Raw genomic sequence first — 15,343 nt, forward strand, 5'->3', positions numbered from 1 at the left:
AATCGGATAAGCAGGGCTTTTTTCGTTAAAGTCTAGTCACTTAACTGACCATTTCTCCGTCTTCGTTATAGAAAACAGGATGTTTCTTTGTTTCGACCGTTTCTTCAGTGATACGGACTTTCTTGATTTCTGATCGGCTCGGTACTTCGAACATGATATCCATCATGATGCTTTCAATGATCGAGCGTAGACCTCGTGCGCCTGTGTCTCGTTCGATTGCTTTTCTGCCTATGCTGCGCAAAGCATCTTCTTCAAATTCCAGGTCGACATCGTCGATTTTAAGGAGTTTTTTGTACTGCTTGACGAGCGAATTCTTCGGTTTAGTCAGAATCTCGACTAAATCATCTTCATCCAGCTTATCAAGAACAGCAGTGATCGGCAGACGGCCAATAAACTCTGGGATCAGTCCATATTTCAGGAGATCCTCCGGAATGATCTGCTGCATGATGCTGCCTTTATCTTCAGCATCTTTACGTTGCGTTGACGCCCCAAAACCGATGACTTTATCACCTAAACGGTTTTTAACGATCGTTTCGATACCGTCAAAAGCTCCACCGACGATAAATAGGATATTCGTCGTATCGATCTGGATCAGTTCCTGATGCGGGTGCTTACGTCCGCCTTGAGGAGGAACGCTGGCTGTCGTGCCTTCTAAAATCTTCAAGAGCGCCTGCTGGACCCCTTCACCACTCACGTCACGTGTGATCGAGACGTTTTCTGATTTACGCGCGATTTTATCGATTTCATCCACGTAAATGATGCCGTGCTGAGCTCTTTCTACATCATAATCAGCAGACTGCAGGAGTTTGAGCAGGATATTTTCGACATCTTCACCGACATATCCAGCTTCCGTCAAGTTCGTCGCATCTGCGATAGCAAACGGTACATTCAATAAACGGGCAAGTGTCTGAGCCAGATAGGTCTTACCAGACCCAGTCGGACCGATCAGACAGATATTGCTTTTCTGCAGTTCGATATCATCGTCCTCCGCATCAACCATGCTGTTGATACGCTTGTAATGATTATATACGGCTACAGATAACGTTTTCTTGGCAGACTCCTGACCAATAATGTATTCATTTAAAATCTCTCTGATTTCAAATGGCTTGGGTACAGTCATGTCGCCTTCAAACGATTGCTTACTGAACTCTTCTTCCATAATTTCCTGGCAGAGATCCACACACTCATTACAGATGTACACTCCGGGACCAGCGACGATTTTCTTCACTTGGTCTTGTGATTTTCCGCAAAAAGAACATGAAATATTGCCGTTTTGTCCTTCATCATCAAACATTTTTTTGGTCACCTCGTTTCAAGTTTGTTCCTTGATTTTTTGTTCCTATTAAGAAAAACGGGAATGCTTTATCAGCATCCCCCATTTTATTTAAAAAATTATTCAGAGTCAGAATCTTCTTTAGATTCTAAAGTTTCATTAGCCGTTGATGTTATCAGATCGATGGCTTTTTTCAATGAGATATCTCTATTTAAAAGTTGTGGAGAAAGAACATTACGTACCTGTTCAACGTCCATATTATATTGTTCAGCTAATTCGGAAATTTCTTTTTCCATGTCTTCTTCAGTCGCTTCAAGGTTTTCTTCTTCAACGATTGCTTCCAGAACTAAGTTTGTACGAACGTTGAATTCAGCTTCGCCTTCGAACTGCTTGTGCAGGTCAGCTTCCGTAGAACCTGTCATCTGATAGTACATGTCCGCTGAGATACCTTGCTGTTTCAAGTTGTTCAGGAACATTTCCATTTGACGATGCACTTCTTCGTGTGCCATTTCATGTGGGATTTCTTCGATTTTTGCGTTCTCTACAGCTTTTCTGATTGCTTCATCGTCGCGGGCATCATTTGCAGCTGTTTCTTTACGCTCTTCAAGCTCTTTGCGAGCTTTTTCTTTTAATTCATCCACAGTTTCAACGTCTTCGTCCAAGTCTTTAACGAATTCATCATCTAATTCAGGTAATTCTTTAGATTTGACTTCATGTACTTTGACTTTAAATGTTGCTTCCTGTCCAGCTAATTCATCTGAATGATACTCTTCAGGGAAAGTCAAGTTGACTTCTTTTTCGTCACCGGCTTTAACGCCAACTAACTGCTCTTCAAATCCGGGAATGAAAGAATTTGATCCCAGCTCTAGTGAATGGTTTTCACCTTTGCCGCCTTCAAATGCTTCTTCACCTTTAAAGCCTTCGTAGTCGATGACGACTGTGTCGCCTTCTTCTGCAGCGTCTTCTTTGATGACAAGTTCTGCCATGCCTTGACGACGTCTTTCGATGCTTTCTTCAACTTCTTCTTCTGTTACTTCTCTGTCTTGTTTGACAACATCCAGGTCTTTGTACTGACCTAATTCAACATCAGGTTTCAATGTCAATTCAGCGACTAATTCCCAGTCCTGGTTTTTACCTACTGATTTGATATCGATATTGGGCTGAGCCACTGGTTCAACATCCACTTCATCGAGTGCTTTAGAATAAGCATCAGGTAAAAGATCATTTAATGTATCTTCATATAACGCTGCTTCACCATACATTTGATTGAAGATACGGCGTGGGACACGTCCTTTACGGAAACCAGGGACATTCAGGTTTTTCTGAACTTTTTTAAAGGTTTTGTCCAACCCTTGTTTAACTGTTTCCTGATCAATTGTAAATTCTAAGCGACCAGTAGTTGGCCCAGTTTTTTCAAAATTTGTTTCCATTACTATTAACCTCCGACATTGTTTTTATTTTAAACGTTATAAAAGGATGTATCCGGACAAAATTCTTTCCAGTTACGATCGATTTATTACACATATTAATTAAACATACTTACATATCATACAATATTTAAGCACAGATGTAAACTGTGGTTACTCAAATCTAAGCAATTCGCTATGGATTTTTTCGATCCAGCTTAAAATATGATCAGAATCCCTACTTTCATTCATCTCAGCGGATTCGAAAGTCGGATCGATCGTCCGGATAACAGACGTGACCCATGCTTTTTCTTCCCCCGGAGCAATGATTTCAGCCTCGAACGGATACAGCATCAACAAGACCGTATCGACCTCATTTTCAGCCAGCTGATACAGCGACGGATTTTGAGACAGGCATTCGTTCAGATCGGCAGCGATCGCTTTGGCAGTCGGATGCTGCTCCAGGGGATAGGTTTCGCTAGGGGTCGCTTCTTTGACCTCACCAAACCAGAGATACGGATAAGAGTCATCCACGCCCCTTTCTGCCAGTAGAGAAAATAAGGTCGCACGGACCAGCGGATGAACATAAGGATTGATCAGTAGCTGCGGTGCGAGCTGTTTCAGTTTGGCATTCGGCAAAGTGTAGACGTTTTTCATCGCAGAAAATTGTTCAAGCGTATTCAGCGATGCTAAGGAGAAGAGCTGCTTAACGATCCTGTCTTCTTCTTTTCGTTTGTTCTCTTCCTGCACTCTTTTTATTTCAGCAAGCTGACTGTCCAGGCGATTCCAGGAGTCGGCATACTTGACTGCCGTACTCTCCAGCTGCTCTTTTATGTGTTTTTCTGACTGGAGTATCTGGTTGTTCTCCAGCAGTACCTCGACGTAGATGAGCAGTCTTTTTTCATCGGATGTATAAAAGTCATTCTTCTCATCGGCCAGCCGCAGTGCCTCTTCATACTCGCCCGCCTGCAGAAGTGAAGAGACGAGCAGGACATTCAAGCTGTCTTCATCTCTGATGGTGTAAGCTTTTTTCATATAGTCAATGGCCTCTACAACATTCCCTTTTCTTAAGTGTTCCATGACCTGTGACATATACATGTTGAAGTTTTTTGGAAATTCTATCTGTTCTCCCATGTTTTCTTTCACCTCTTAACTAGTGTATCATATCTTTTTCTAGAAGAGACGAAAAAAAGCAACAGGATCGTGCTGCCCCATTGCTTAAAAGTTTCTGAATCTCTGATATCTGTTTTCGAGTAAGTACTCTACTGGCAGTGCTGCAAGTTCATTCAGTTTTTTTGTGATGTCACTTTTCATCTGTTTCATCAGCAGCTGTTTGTCGATCCACTGATCATTATTTTTCTCATTGATGACTTTTTCTACGATCCCTAGTTCTTTTAAATCGTAACTCGTCAGCTTCATCAGATCGGCTGCTTCAGATGACCGTTTGGCGTCTTTCCACAGGATAGAGGCAAACCCTTCTGGAGACAGGATAGAGTAAATGGAAAATTCCATCATCCACACTTCATCTGCCAGGGCTAAAGCCAGCGCTCCACCACTCCCGCCTTCTCCCATGATGATGGAGAGAACTGGTACCTTAAGATTGCTCATCTCAAAAAGATTGGTGGCAATGGCTTCGCCCTGTCCCCGTTCTTCCGCTTCCACACCACAGTAAGCACCGGATGTGTTGATGAAATTAACGATGGGACGATTGAATTTTTCAGCCTGCTTCATCAGTCTTAAAGACTTGCGGTAGCCTTCGGGATGAGGGGAACCGAAATTGCGTCTGACACTTTCATTGACGTCCGTCCCTTTCTCATTTCCGATGACCGTTACCGGCATGCCGCTGATTTTACCTATGCCACCGATGATGGCTTCATCGTCTTTATAGAGCCGGTCACCATGCAGCTCAATGAATCCTTCAACTAATCCAGTCGTTATATCCTTCATGCTGAGCCGGTCCGTTCTGCGGGCCTGATTGACGATGTCCATTGCGTTACTCATCGTGATCACCTTCTTTTCCAGTTGGATACGTATGCATATCGATGAGATCTGTGATGACTTGCTTGAGTTTCTCTCTCTCGACGATCTGATCGATAAACCCGTTTTTCATGACTGTTTCTGCTAGCTGAAAGTCATCCGGCAAAGAAGCTTTGATCGTCTGTTCGATGACACGCTTGCCGGCAAATCCCACGAGAGCACCTGGTTCAGCTAAAATGATATCGCCCTCCATGGCAAAACTCGCCGTTACACCGCCCGTTGTCGGGTCGGTAAGTACAGTCAGATAAAACAGCCCTTTATCGGAAAAGCGTTTGATCGCTGCACTCGTCTTGGCCATCTGCATTAGAGAAAAGATCCCTTCCTGCATCCGTGCTCCGCCTGAAGCGGTAAAAAGCACGACCGGCAGATTTTTTTCAGCTGCTCGTTCGAATAAGCGGGTGATTTTCTCCCCGACAGCCTGCCCCATGCTCCCCATAATGAAATGAGAATCCATGATGCCGATAGCCGTTTCATGTCCACCTATACGCGCTTCTCCTGTCATCACTGCTTCACGCAGACCCGTTCTGATCTGTATTTTGGCTATTTTATTTTCATAGTCAGGAAAATCAAGCGGATTACCTGTCGTGACTTCCGTATCCCATTCATTGAATGAAGAAGCATCCACCGTGATGGCCAGTCTTTCCTGTGCACTGATCCGAAAAGTATAGTGACAGTTCGGGCACCGTCTTGCTTTACCTAATGATTTGACATAGATCGGTTTCTGACAGTTCGGGCATTTTTCAAACATGCCGTCCGGTACCTGAGGACCATTCTGTGCCTCGGTCTTCTGCAGGGATATATAAGGCCGTTTCTTGAATAACCTCATCCATTAGCCTCCTTGCTTTTCAGCCAGTCGGGAATAATGACTTGTGAAAGCGTGTCAGTGGTGTATCGGCCGTTTCTAAAGTGCTCATCATGAAGCAGATCGATATGAAAGTCCAGATTTGTCTGGATCCCTTCGATCACCATTTCATTCAAGGCACGTTTCATCTTACTGATTGCTTCATCCCTCGTGTTGCCATGGGTGATGACTTTAGCTACCATCGCATCATAGTACGGCGGGATCACAGATCCGGCAAACATCGCTGTATCCACACGCAACCCTAAGCCACCCGAAGGTATGTTCAGAAAGTCTATATTCCCTGGAGACGGCGCGAAATTGAACAACGGATTTTCAGCATTGATCCGGCATTCTATCGCATGTCCCGTTAATGTCACATCGTCCTGGGTGATGGACAGACGTTCGCCGGAAGCGATCCTGATCTGCTCTTTAACGATATCGAAAGCAGTGATCATTTCAGTGATCGGATGTTCCACTTGGATCCGGGTGTTCATTTCCATAAAATAGAAGTTCTCATCCGTATCCACCAGGAATTCGATCGTGCCGGCATTCTCATACCCCACTGTTTCAGCTGCATCCACAGCACTCTGACAAATACGCTGCCTTGTTTCTTCCGATAATGTCGGACTTGGTGCTTCTTCCAGTATTTTCTGATGATTCCGCTGCAGCGAACAGTCACGTTCACCAAGATGGATGACATTCCCAAAATGATCGGCTAATATCTGTACTTCGATATGTTTCGCCGGTGTGATGATCCGTTCGACATACATCCGGTCATCATCAAAAGCCGCTTTCGATTCAGACTGAGCCTGGAGGAACTTCGCTTCAAGGTCTTTTTCCTCAAAGACCATCCGCATACCTTTTCCGCCACCTCCGGCTACAGCTTTAATAATGACGGGCATGCCGATCTCATCGACCATTTCTTTGACATCTTTGAATTCTGTGATGGCATGATCACTTCCCGGAACGACCGGGACATCGGCTTTTTTCATCATATCCCGTGCATTGGATTTGTTGCCCATCTGATCGATGACTTCTTTTTTCGGACCGATGAACGCGACATTGACTTCCTCACACATGGCCGCGAACGTACTGTTTTCCGAAAGAAAACCAAAGCCAGGATGGATCGCTTCTGCGCCGGTCAGAACCGCTGCACTTAGAATATTATGTATATTCAAGTAGGATTCGTTTGCTTTAGAAGGGCCTATGCACACCGCTTCATCTGCCAGCTGCATATGAAGAGCATCCTTATCCGCCGTTGAGTATACAGCCACTGTTTTTATATTCATTTCCTGACATGCCCGAATGATCCGGACAGCGATTTCTCCTCGATTGGCTATAAGTATTTTTTGAAACATGCACATACCTTCCTTATACATTTTTAAGCGTCAAACAGATCATCTTCCGATAATGAATGTCAGTTCTGCTTCACATACTTTTTTGCCGTCCACATATGCAACACCTTTACCGATACCAGCATAGTCTTTCAGCTTAACGATGTCCACTTTAAGTTCCAGGACATCACCCGGCTGGACTTTTTTTCTGAACTTGACTTTGTTCAGGCCGCCCAGATAAGCAGTCTGAGATTTGAAGCGATCCAGTTTCAAAAGCGGGATCGATCCGGCTTGAGCCAGACTTTCCACGATCAATACACCAGGCATGACAGGGTCTCCCGGGAAATGACCTTGGAAAAATTCTTCGTTGATCGTGACATTCTTGATCGCTGTCACATGTTCTCCAGGAATCAGTTCAGTCACTTTGTCAATATAATAGATGGGATAACGATTCGGGATCAGTTTCTGAATCTCCGCAATATTCATTGTTGTCATTGTATTCTCCTTTTAATTGGCTTTGATTTTTACAAGGGTCTGATCAAATTCGATGGCCTGTCCGTCTTCGACAAGTATTTCCTCTACCGTCCCCTGGACATCACTTTTGATCTCGTTCATCACTTTCATGGCTTCGATGATCAGAATCGTCTGTCCTTCTTCAACGGTATCTCCTACTTTGATAAAAGCTGGAGAGTCCGGTGAACTGGACCGGTAACTCGTACCGACGATCGGTGAGTTGATTAGATGAAAGTGTTCGTCTTCTGCATTGACTGCGTCAACTGAATCAGCTTCTACTTCCACTCTATCTGATTGCTGCATAGAGCTTTCCGGTCTAGTTAATGCAGTCTGATCATCGGATCTGGATGATTCGATTTTCTGACTGTCTTCGCCTGATTCACGCTTACTGAGCGTCAATGAAGCCGATGCATTCTCAAATTCAAAATGCATCAGGCTCGACTGGTCGATCAGATGGATCAGTTCTTTTATTTCTTTGTTGTTCATTCAGAGTCACTCCATTTTTTAAAGCAGGTCACAGCATTATGTCCGCCAAAACCTAGAGAGTTGTTTAAGGCAAACAGATAATCTTTTTCGCGGGCTTCTCCAAGGATATAATCCAGATCGCAGTTTTCATCCAGTTCTTTCGTGTTGATAGTTGGAGGCAAGATGCTTTCCTGCAGAGACATCACAGTTGCAATAGCCTCTATCGCACCTGCTCCACCTAACAAGTGACCTGTCATACTCTTCGTACTTGAGACAGCCACCGTTTTGGACGCTGCTTCACCAAGAGCCATTTTTATCGCACTTGTTTCAGCGGAGTCGTTTGCCGGTGTCGATGTGCCATGCGCATTGATGTACCCAACTTCACCAGGTTCGATTCCGGCCTCTTTCATTGCCAGTTTCATCGCTTTAGCAGCTCCTTCGCCGTCTGGTGTAGGAGCTGTCATATGGAAGCTGTCTCCCGTTGCACCGTATCCGACGATCTCGGCATAGATATGTGCGCCCCGTTCTTTAGCAGAGGTCAGGCTCTCAAGAATGATCACGCCCGCCCCTTCGCCCATGACGAAACCATGACGGTTTTTATCGAAAGGTATTGAAGCAGCATTGACATCTTCACTTGTTGACAAGGCATTCAGTGCGGCAAAACCCGACATGCCGATTTCATTCACACTGGCTTCCGAGCCGCCGGCCAGCATATAGTCTGCATAGCCATGTTTGATTTGTCTGAAGGCTTCGCCAATGGAATTATTCCCTGAGGCACATGCCGTCACGATGGATAAATTTGGTCCTTTGGCGCCTGTTGCTATAGAAATGTTTCCGGCGACCATATTACCGATGGCTTTCGGCACAAAAAGCGGTTCGACTCTGTCGAGACCCTTTTCATGCATTTTAATGATCTGACTCTGCATTGCTGACAATCCGCCTATACCTGATCCTACGATCACGCCTAAACGGTCGGCATCGAATGCATAATCATCCAAACCGCTGTCTCTCATCGCTTCAAGTGCCGCTGCGACACCATACTGCGAGAAGGGATCCATTCGCTTAGCCAGTTTTCTGTCCATTAATTCCTTGGCCACGAAATCTTTCACTTCGCCGGCAACACTTACATTAATGGCTTCTCCATCAAATTTAGTTAAAGGAACGATACCGTTCCTGCCAGTCTTTAATCCTGTCCAAAATTCTTCAACTGAGTTTCCTAAAGGAGTAATAGCCCCTAGCCCAGTAACGACAACTCTTTCCATTTATATCCTCCTAGATTTAACCATTCATGACCATTCCACCGTCAACGTGCAGGACTTGACCGGTGATATATTTCTGGTCGCTCAAAAAGTTCACTAATTCCGCAACTTCTTCTGCTGTACCCAGCCGTTTAAGTGGTATGGACTGTAAAGCCTGTTCCTTGATATCATCCGTTAAGCTCTCAGTCATGTCCGATTCTATAAATCCAGGTGCGATCGCATTGGCAACGACTCCACGTGGTGCGAGTTCTTTTGCAATGGATTTAGTGAAGCCGATGACTCCAGCTTTACTGGCTGCATAATTCGCCTGGCCGACATTTCCGACTGTACCGACAACGCTTGAAATATTGATGATATGTCCGGAACGCTGTTTCAGCATCACTTTTGCTGCTTCTCTTGCGGTAAAGAAGGTCCCTTTCAGGTTGACGGTCAGTGTAGAATCAAAATCTTCTTCCGACATGCGGATAAGCAGATTATCTTTGGTACGTCCGGCGTTATTCACAAGGACATCGATTCTCTTATATGTTTTTTTCGTTTCTTTTATCATCTCCTTGACAAACGACTCATCACTGATATCTCCAACGATCGGGTGGACTTCTCCTCCGAGACTGTTAAAATAGTCCATCAGTTCAGGCGTGAACTCGCTTCGACCATTGACGACGACCGTATGTCCCTGTTTTAAGTACAAGGTCGCGATCGCTTTACCTATACCTCTTGAACTCCCCGTCACAATAACAACTTTTTTATTGTCCATACTCGACTCCTTTAAGACTGTATTACTTTCCTGATCGTATCTATTTGTTTGACTTTTTCTATGTTCTTGACTGCGACACTTTTATCGATGCTTTTAACAAATGAACGCAGTGTTTTTCCTGGTCCTATTTCGATAAAGGTCGTCACTCCATCAGAAATCATCTGGCTGACCATCTGTTCGAACTTCACCGGCGAAGAGATCTGTCGGGTCAGAAGTGGTTGTATCGCTTCTGTATCCGGATAAACGTCTGCCGTTACATTAGAATAAACAGGGACAGTGAATGCTCTGAAATCGACTTTTTCAAGGCTTTTTGAAAAGGCCTGTCCTGCCGGCTCCAGTAGTTCAGTATGAAAAGGTCCGCTCACATTAAGTGGGATGGCTCTTTTCGCTCCCTGTTCCACTGCTTTTTCCATGGCTTTTTTAACACCTGCGGCCTTACCGGAAATAACCAGCTGGGCGGGTGTATTGAAGTTGGCGATGGCCACATAGGACTCTTTGGATACTTCGTCACATATCTGAATCAGTGTTTCAGCTTTCAGACCAAGAATGGCAGCCATTGCCCCTTCACCAGCCGGGACAGCTTTCTCCATCAAGGATCCGCGCTTGTGCACCAGCGGCACCGCTTCTTCAAAACTTAAAGCTCCAGAAGATACCAGAGCTGTATACTCACCTAAACTCAACCCAGCGACAGCATCCGGCGTAATGTCCATAGACTTTTTCAGGATGTGTTCGATCGCATAGCTGACAGTCAATATAGCAGGCTGTGTAAAAGGTGTTTCGTTGAGTCGGACATCACTATTGAAACATATCTCAGCTAGGTCCGTATCCAGCTGTCTGCTTGCTGAATCAAAGATTTCTCTGACTTCACTGAATTCATCATAGAAGTCTTTCCCCATCTCATTATACTGTGCACCTTGTCCACTGAATAAAAACGCTGTTTTCAAGCTATCGCTCCTGTTCTTTTAGTCAACTTCATTCTGATAAGCTTACTCGTTATTAGTTTGATAATCAAAGTAATAGTCTAAAAAAGTCTCGGATGTCTAACCAGTTCATCATATTCACTCATTAGTTCCTGAATGATGTCATGACAGCTCTGCTCTTTTTTGACCAGTCCAGCGATCTGACCGGACATGAATGAGCCGCCGTCTTTATCTCCCTCAACGACCGCTTTTCTCAAAGCACCTTTAGCCAGTACTTCAAGACGGGAAAAGTCAGGATTCTCATCACTCGACATTTCTTTTTCTACTTTTAAATATTCTCTAGTCAGTTTATTTCTCAAGACCCTTACTGGATGTCCGGTGATCTGTCCAGTAACGACCGTATCGATGTCACGGGCTTTGATGATACGCTGTTTGAAAGTATCATGTGCGATACTTTCATGAGCAACGACAAAACGGGTGCCTAACTGAACAGCTGCAGCTCCAAGAAACATTGCTGCTGCCATTCCACGTCCGTCTGCTATGCCACCAGCTGCAATGACCGGAATATCTACAGCATCGACCACTTGAGGAACAAGGGTCATCGTTGTCAGTTTACCGATATGACCACCGGCTTCCATTCCTTCGCAGATGATAGCATCCGCACCTTCTTTTTCCATGCGGCGGGCCAAGGCTACAGAGGCAACGACCGGAATAACAGTGACTCCGGCTTCTTTAAATCGTTTCATGTACTTACCCGGTGTGCCTGCGCCTGTGGTGACGACTTTAATGTTTTCCTCACACACGACATCCACCACATCATCCACGTATGGAGATAAGAGTAAGACGTTGACGCCAAAAGGCTTGTCTGTCATTTCTTTCGTTTCTTTGATCGCTTTTCTTATCACTTCGCTCGGCTCATGACCTGACCCCAGCATACCTAAACCACCGGCATTAGAGACGGCTGCTGCGAGACTCGGTGTAGCTACCCAAGACATGGCTCCTTGTATGATAGGATAATCGATCCCTATCTGTTCTATTAATGATTGATTCATCTAGGAGCTCCTTCCAGAATTATTTTGCTTCTTTTTGTTTTTCTACGTAATCAACGAGATCTTTTACAGTGTTCAAGCCTTCTTCAGATTCGATTTTGATGTCAAATTCATCTTCGATATCGTTGATGATCTGGAACAGATCAAGGCTGTCAGCTTCAAGTTCATCTCTGAAGTTTGTATCCAATTGTACTTCGCTTTCTTCTTTGTCTAACTGATCCACGATGATTTCCTGTATTTGTTCGAATGTTGTCATTTTAATTTCCTCCATTTATGTTGTTTGAATTTTTATATTTTTATTAACAGCGTTCCCCAGGTCAATCCCCCGCCGAACGCGCTTAAAACGATTGTTTGCCCACTGCCCAGTCTGATCGTCCCGTTTTCGATGGATTCGTCCAGCAGGATAGGTAAACTGGCAGCAGAGGTGTTACCGTAATTTTCGATATTCATCGGAAATTTAGATAATGGTCTGTCTATTTTCTTTGAAACGATTTCTATAATTCTTGCATTGGCTTGATGAAGCAGGAAAAAATCCACTTCCTCAAGGTCAATCGATCCTTTTTTCACTACTTGCGTGATACTGTTTGGGATCGATTTAGTTACAAAGTTGAAAATAGCCCGGCCGTCCATCGTCAGAAAACCATTTTTAGCATCTCTTGCACAGACGGGATTGGTCACTTCCTGTTCTCCTGAGACCAGGGCACTCCCTTTCCCACCGTCTGTGTGTAGATCTTCAGCAATGAAAGCCTCTGTATCCCCATCTCTTTTTAACAGAACAGCTCCGGCTCCGTCGCCGAACAGGACCGATGTTTTTCGGTCGCTCCAGTCCAGTGTTTTTGACATGACTTCCCCGCCGATCACAAGTGCATAAGGATGGGACATGTGGCGCAGCATTTTTTCTGCTGCAGACAAACCGTAGATAAAGCCTGAACAGGCGGCACTCAAGTCAAAAGCGACCGCATTCTCAGCTTTGATAGCTGCCTGAACTTTACTTGCAACAGATGGCGACTGACTGTCAGGCGTCATGGTTGCGACAATGACGAGACCGATCTGACTGACATCTATTTTTTGTTTCGAAAGAGCAGCCTGACTGGCGCGGATACATAAATCACTTGTATCCTCACCTGTTGAAAGGTGTCTTTTTTTGATCCCAGTTCTTTTTCTGATCCATTCATCAGATGTCTCCATCCAATGAGTCAGCGTCTCGTTATAGACCTCATTATCAGGAACATATCTGCCTGTTGAGTGGATCGTCACTCCAAAGGTTTTCATTAGTCTGGTAACTGCTCCTTTGTACGCTCCAAGTACCCATGTAGATTTTTCAACCCTTGCATGAGTACTTCAGATTCTTTTTCACCCATCTCATTGATCGTTTCTTTTACCATATCACGATGGAATTTATCATGCAGACGATAAAGCAGCCGACCTCGTTTAGTCAAAGCCAGTTGAACGACGCGGCGGTCTGTTTCGCTTCTCACCCGATCAACATACCCTTTTCTTACCAGGTTGTTGACAGAAACAGTCAAGGTCCCCACTGTGATCCCCAGTTTTTTGGCGACTTCACTTGTGGTGTGTTCCTGATACATGCCGATCGCATCTATCGTGTGCATTTCTTTGATTGAGACATCTTTGAATTGACTCATTTGTAAAGTACGTTCTTCGATCATAAGGACATCATTGAAGATGGATACCAAGTATCCATTGACTTCGTTTATTCGTTGATCCACATCAACCCCTCCAAATCTCAACTTTCAAATATTGTTTGAACATCAAACTATTTGACAATCAAAATACTAACTCAGATTTCATCTGCTGTCAAGAAAAGATTCCAAAAAAAATAAGCCATCACTATAATGGCTTATCGAAAAGTTATTCTTCTTGTTCGTCATCATCGTTGATCTGACTCTTGAATCCTTCGATATCTTTGAAATTGACAACTGTTTTTTCTTCAACTAAATCATGCATACGTTCAGCTGAATGTGTCCAGTTGATTTTTACTATCGCACTGTTCGTCAGCAGTTTTTCGATCTTACCTTCCATCGGTTCTTCACGAAAAGTAAAAATGATCTCATCCCCTACATCTGGTCGGAGATTTTCTTTGATCGTATCTATGATTTCAACTGCTTCTTTGTAAGGCAAATCCAGTAGATTAGCAATACGGGAATTGCTGGCGCCTTTTCGAAGTTCTGTTTCCACTAGTTCTTGAACTTCAGCGGTTATTTCGACTTTTGCCACTTTCATCCCTCAATTCTTTCATAAAGTTTTTATATACCTTTAACCATTATACCATAAAAAAAAGTGTTTATCGACTAAACACTTCCGGGCCATTGATAGTAAGGATCAAAAGAAAAAACGACTGATGTTTACTTCAGTAAATCAGCCGCTTTGTATCCGATTTTTTTCAGTGTCGACTGTAAAGCCAGCACTTCTTCTTCGGTACAGGATTCGAATATCTCAGCAATCTTCTCTGCGTGTCGCGGGAAGATCTCCTGCATCAACGTTTCCCCTTCATCAGAGAGTTCACATAAGGTGACCCGTCTATCGCTTTCATCAGCCACACGGTTGACGAATTTCTTTTCTTCCAGACGATCGACCACATAAGTGATGCTGCTCGACGCAAGCAAAACCTGCTGACCGATTCTCTGTATCGGCTGTCTCCCTTTGCTGTACAGGAGTTCAAGTACCGTAAATTCTGTGGCGTTGAGTCCGTATGAAGACATGTCTTTCTTGACTACCTTTTCAACGCTCGAAGACGCTTTTAATAGTATCGTTAGTGCTTTCAGTTCATCCTGATTTATAGTCATCTTTTAATCACCTTTGTATGTTGACGAATTTTTAACTGTTTCTGCCGCTGACTTTACTTAGTCAGAAGATCAGCAAATCATATTTTACCATAAATGAGAGGTGATAAAAATAACTGTCTCATTCTTTCATCCTTTGTGCATTTGTTTGAAGAGTCTGGCGTAATAGAAAAACGCAAGCAGCTGATAGGCACTGGCCAGTACAACTAATGAAGTCACGGTCACATCCGATAGATTAGGGAAAAAGACGGCGATGAACATCGTCAGATAGAAAACGATCGTGGCAATTTTTCCATACCATTCAGCCCCGTCGAGCCTTTTGTCTTTCCGGTATAAGCGGATATTCTGGACCGTCATATAGGTTTCTTTGATCAGGAATAAGCTGAACAGAAAAATAAATGCCCGCCACTTCATCATCAATACCGCAACGACGGCGATCTGTGTCAGTTTATCTGCAATTGGATCGAGCAGCTGTCCGATCTTCGTCCCCTGATTGAATTTTCTGGCAATAAATCCGTCTGCCGCATCTGTAATGCCTGAAATAAGCAGGATCCCTGTCGCCAGCATATAATCCGCCTGTGTATCTGCAATGACATAATAATACACGAAAAAAGGAATGAGGATAAGCCTAAAGTAAGATAGAAGATTCGGTATTGTAAACCAGTCTCTCTTAGCCATATCATCATTCCTT

18 protein-coding genes are annotated in these 15,343 nt (G+C 44.1%); all 18 read right to left on the bottom strand.

The genetic code is table 11. From position 1 onward, the window contains the following. Positions 1-40 precede the first annotated feature (40 nt). The 18 genes from clpX to BMX84_RS00320 all read right to left on the bottom strand — a co-directional run bounded on the left by clpX (position 41) and on the right by BMX84_RS00320 (position 15,330). Positions 41-1,294: an ATP-dependent Clp protease ATP-binding subunit ClpX gene (clpX, locus tag BMX84_RS00235; RefSeq protein WP_091485768.1), complete on the bottom strand. Its 1,254-nt coding sequence runs from the start codon at positions 1,292-1,294 to the stop codon at positions 41-43. A gap of 98 nt (positions 1,295-1,392) precedes the next feature. Further along, positions 1,393-2,703 carry a trigger factor gene (tig, locus tag BMX84_RS00240; RefSeq protein ID WP_091485771.1) on the bottom strand — a complete coding sequence of 437 codons (1,311 nt, stop codon included), beginning with the start codon at positions 2,701-2,703 and terminating at the stop codon, positions 1,393-1,395. A gap of 150 nt (positions 2,704-2,853) precedes the next feature. Beyond that, positions 2,854-3,813 carry a hypothetical protein gene (locus BMX84_RS00245; RefSeq protein WP_091485773.1) on the bottom strand — a complete coding sequence of 320 codons (960 nt, stop codon included), beginning with the start codon at positions 3,811-3,813 and terminating at the stop codon, positions 2,854-2,856. Positions 3,814-3,897: 84 nt separating this feature from the next. After that, positions 3,898-4,689 (bottom strand): acetyl-CoA carboxylase carboxyltransferase subunit alpha, encoded by a 792-nt coding sequence (locus tag BMX84_RS00250; protein WP_246119071.1) that lies wholly within the window; start codon positions 4,687-4,689, stop codon positions 3,898-3,900. Beyond that, complete coding sequence (accD, locus tag BMX84_RS00255; RefSeq protein ID WP_091485779.1) at positions 4,673-5,542, bottom strand: acetyl-CoA carboxylase, carboxyltransferase subunit beta; 870 nt, start codon at positions 5,540-5,542, stop codon at positions 4,673-4,675. Before accD ends, BMX84_RS00250 begins: the two co-directional genes overlap by 17 nt. Further along, entirely contained in the window at positions 5,539-6,915 is a 1,377-nt protein-coding gene (locus tag BMX84_RS00260) for an acetyl-CoA carboxylase biotin carboxylase subunit (protein ID WP_091485782.1), read from the bottom strand. The genes accD and BMX84_RS00260 overlap by 4 nt, the downstream gene beginning before the upstream one ends. Before the next feature lie 39 nt (positions 6,916-6,954). Continuing rightward, positions 6,955-7,377 (bottom strand): 3-hydroxyacyl-ACP dehydratase FabZ, encoded by a 423-nt coding sequence (fabZ, locus tag BMX84_RS00265; RefSeq protein ID WP_177165416.1) that lies wholly within the window; start codon positions 7,375-7,377, stop codon positions 6,955-6,957. Positions 7,378-7,398: 21 nt separating this feature from the next. Beyond that, positions 7,399-7,890: an acetyl-CoA carboxylase biotin carboxyl carrier protein gene (gene accB / locus BMX84_RS00270; RefSeq protein WP_091485787.1), complete on the bottom strand. Its 492-nt coding sequence runs from the start codon at positions 7,888-7,890 to the stop codon at positions 7,399-7,401. After that, positions 7,887-9,131 carry a beta-ketoacyl-ACP synthase II gene (fabF, locus tag BMX84_RS00275; RefSeq protein ID WP_091485789.1) on the bottom strand — a complete coding sequence of 415 codons (1,245 nt, stop codon included), beginning with the start codon at positions 9,129-9,131 and terminating at the stop codon, positions 7,887-7,889. Before fabF ends, accB begins: the two co-directional genes overlap by 4 nt. Positions 9,132-9,147: 16 nt before the next feature. Then, positions 9,148-9,882, bottom strand: a complete 735-nt coding sequence (gene fabG, locus BMX84_RS00280; RefSeq protein WP_091485792.1) for a 3-oxoacyl-[acyl-carrier-protein] reductase — start codon at positions 9,880-9,882, stop codon at positions 9,148-9,150. Between the two features lie 11 nt (positions 9,883-9,893). Continuing rightward, a complete protein-coding gene (gene fabD, locus BMX84_RS00285; RefSeq protein WP_091485794.1) occupies positions 9,894-10,826 on the bottom strand; it encodes an ACP S-malonyltransferase in 933 nt (310 codons plus the stop codon). A 77-nt stretch (positions 10,827-10,903) separates the two neighbouring features. Then, positions 10,904-11,854: an enoyl-[acyl-carrier-protein] reductase FabK gene (gene fabK / locus BMX84_RS00290; protein WP_091485797.1), complete on the bottom strand. Its 951-nt coding sequence runs from the start codon at positions 11,852-11,854 to the stop codon at positions 10,904-10,906. A 19-nt stretch (positions 11,855-11,873) separates the two neighbouring features. Further along, positions 11,874-12,107, bottom strand: a complete 234-nt coding sequence (locus BMX84_RS00295; protein ID WP_091485801.1) for an acyl carrier protein — start codon at positions 12,105-12,107, stop codon at positions 11,874-11,876. A 32-nt stretch (positions 12,108-12,139) separates the two neighbouring features. Next, complete coding sequence (locus BMX84_RS00300) at positions 12,140-13,123, bottom strand: beta-ketoacyl-ACP synthase III (RefSeq protein ID WP_091485803.1); 984 nt, start codon at positions 13,121-13,123, stop codon at positions 12,140-12,142. Next, positions 13,123-13,578: a fatty acid biosynthesis transcriptional regulator FabT gene (gene fabT / locus BMX84_RS00305; RefSeq protein ID WP_371860929.1), complete on the bottom strand. Its 456-nt coding sequence runs from the start codon at positions 13,576-13,578 to the stop codon at positions 13,123-13,125. The genes BMX84_RS00300 and fabT overlap by 1 nt, the downstream gene beginning before the upstream one ends. 142 nt (positions 13,579-13,720) lie before the next feature. Continuing rightward, entirely contained in the window at positions 13,721-14,086 is a 366-nt protein-coding gene (locus BMX84_RS00310; protein ID WP_177165402.1) for a DUF2187 domain-containing protein, read from the bottom strand. A gap of 128 nt (positions 14,087-14,214) precedes the next feature. Further along, entirely contained in the window at positions 14,215-14,655 is a 441-nt protein-coding gene (locus tag BMX84_RS00315) for a MarR family winged helix-turn-helix transcriptional regulator (protein WP_091485808.1), read from the bottom strand. Positions 14,656-14,781: 126 nt separating this feature from the next. Then, on the bottom strand, positions 14,782-15,330 hold the full coding sequence (locus BMX84_RS00320) for a CDP-alcohol phosphatidyltransferase family protein (RefSeq protein ID WP_091485811.1): 549 nt from the start codon (positions 15,328-15,330) through the stop codon (positions 14,782-14,784). Positions 15,331-15,343: the final 13 nt, after the last annotated feature.

The sequence above is a fragment of the Alkalibacterium putridalgicola genome, assembly GCF_900109825.1.
Taxonomy (GTDB): Bacteria; Bacillota; Bacilli; order Lactobacillales; family Carnobacteriaceae_A; genus Alkalibacterium; species Alkalibacterium putridalgicola.

Coding starts and splice junctions, on each gene's coding strand:
- BMX84_RS00245 (WP_091485773.1), bottom strand. CDS start 3,813: ATGGGAGAACAGATAGAATTTCCAAAAAACTTCAACATGTATATGTCA.
- accD (WP_091485779.1), bottom strand. CDS start 5,542: ATGAGGTTATTCAAGAAACGGCCTTATATATCCCTGCAGAAGACCGAG.
- BMX84_RS00300 (WP_091485803.1), bottom strand. CDS start 13,123: ATGAAAACCTTTGGAGTGACGATCCACTCAACAGGCAGATATGTTCCT.
- fabG (WP_091485792.1), bottom strand. CDS start 9,882: ATGGACAATAAAAAAGTTGTTATTGTGACGGGGAGTTCAAGAGGTATA.
- BMX84_RS00315 (WP_091485808.1), bottom strand. CDS start 14,655: ATGACTATAAATCAGGATGAACTGAAAGCACTAACGATACTATTAAAA.
- tig (WP_091485771.1), bottom strand. CDS start 2,703: ATGGAAACAAATTTTGAAAAAACTGGGCCAACTACTGGTCGCTTAGAA.
- fabF (WP_091485789.1), bottom strand. CDS start 9,131: ATGGAAAGAGTTGTCGTTACTGGGCTAGGGGCTATTACTCCTTTAGGA.
- BMX84_RS00320 (WP_091485811.1), bottom strand. CDS start 15,330: ATGGCTAAGAGAGACTGGTTTACAATACCGAATCTTCTATCTTACTTT.
- fabK (WP_091485797.1), bottom strand. CDS start 11,854: ATGAATCAATCATTAATAGAACAGATAGGGATCGATTATCCTATCATA.
- clpX (WP_091485768.1), bottom strand. CDS start 1,294: ATGTTTGATGATGAAGGACAAAACGGCAATATTTCATGTTCTTTTTGC.
- accB (WP_091485787.1), bottom strand. CDS start 7,890: ATGAACAACAAAGAAATAAAAGAACTGATCCATCTGATCGACCAGTCG.
- BMX84_RS00260 (WP_091485782.1), bottom strand. CDS start 6,915: ATGTTTCAAAAAATACTTATAGCCAATCGAGGAGAAATCGCTGTCCGG.
- BMX84_RS00295 (WP_091485801.1), bottom strand. CDS start 12,107: ATGACAACATTCGAACAAATACAGGAAATCATCGTGGATCAGTTAGAC.
- fabZ (WP_177165416.1), bottom strand. CDS start 7,377: ATGAATATTGCGGAGATTCAGAAACTGATCCCGAATCGTTATCCCATC.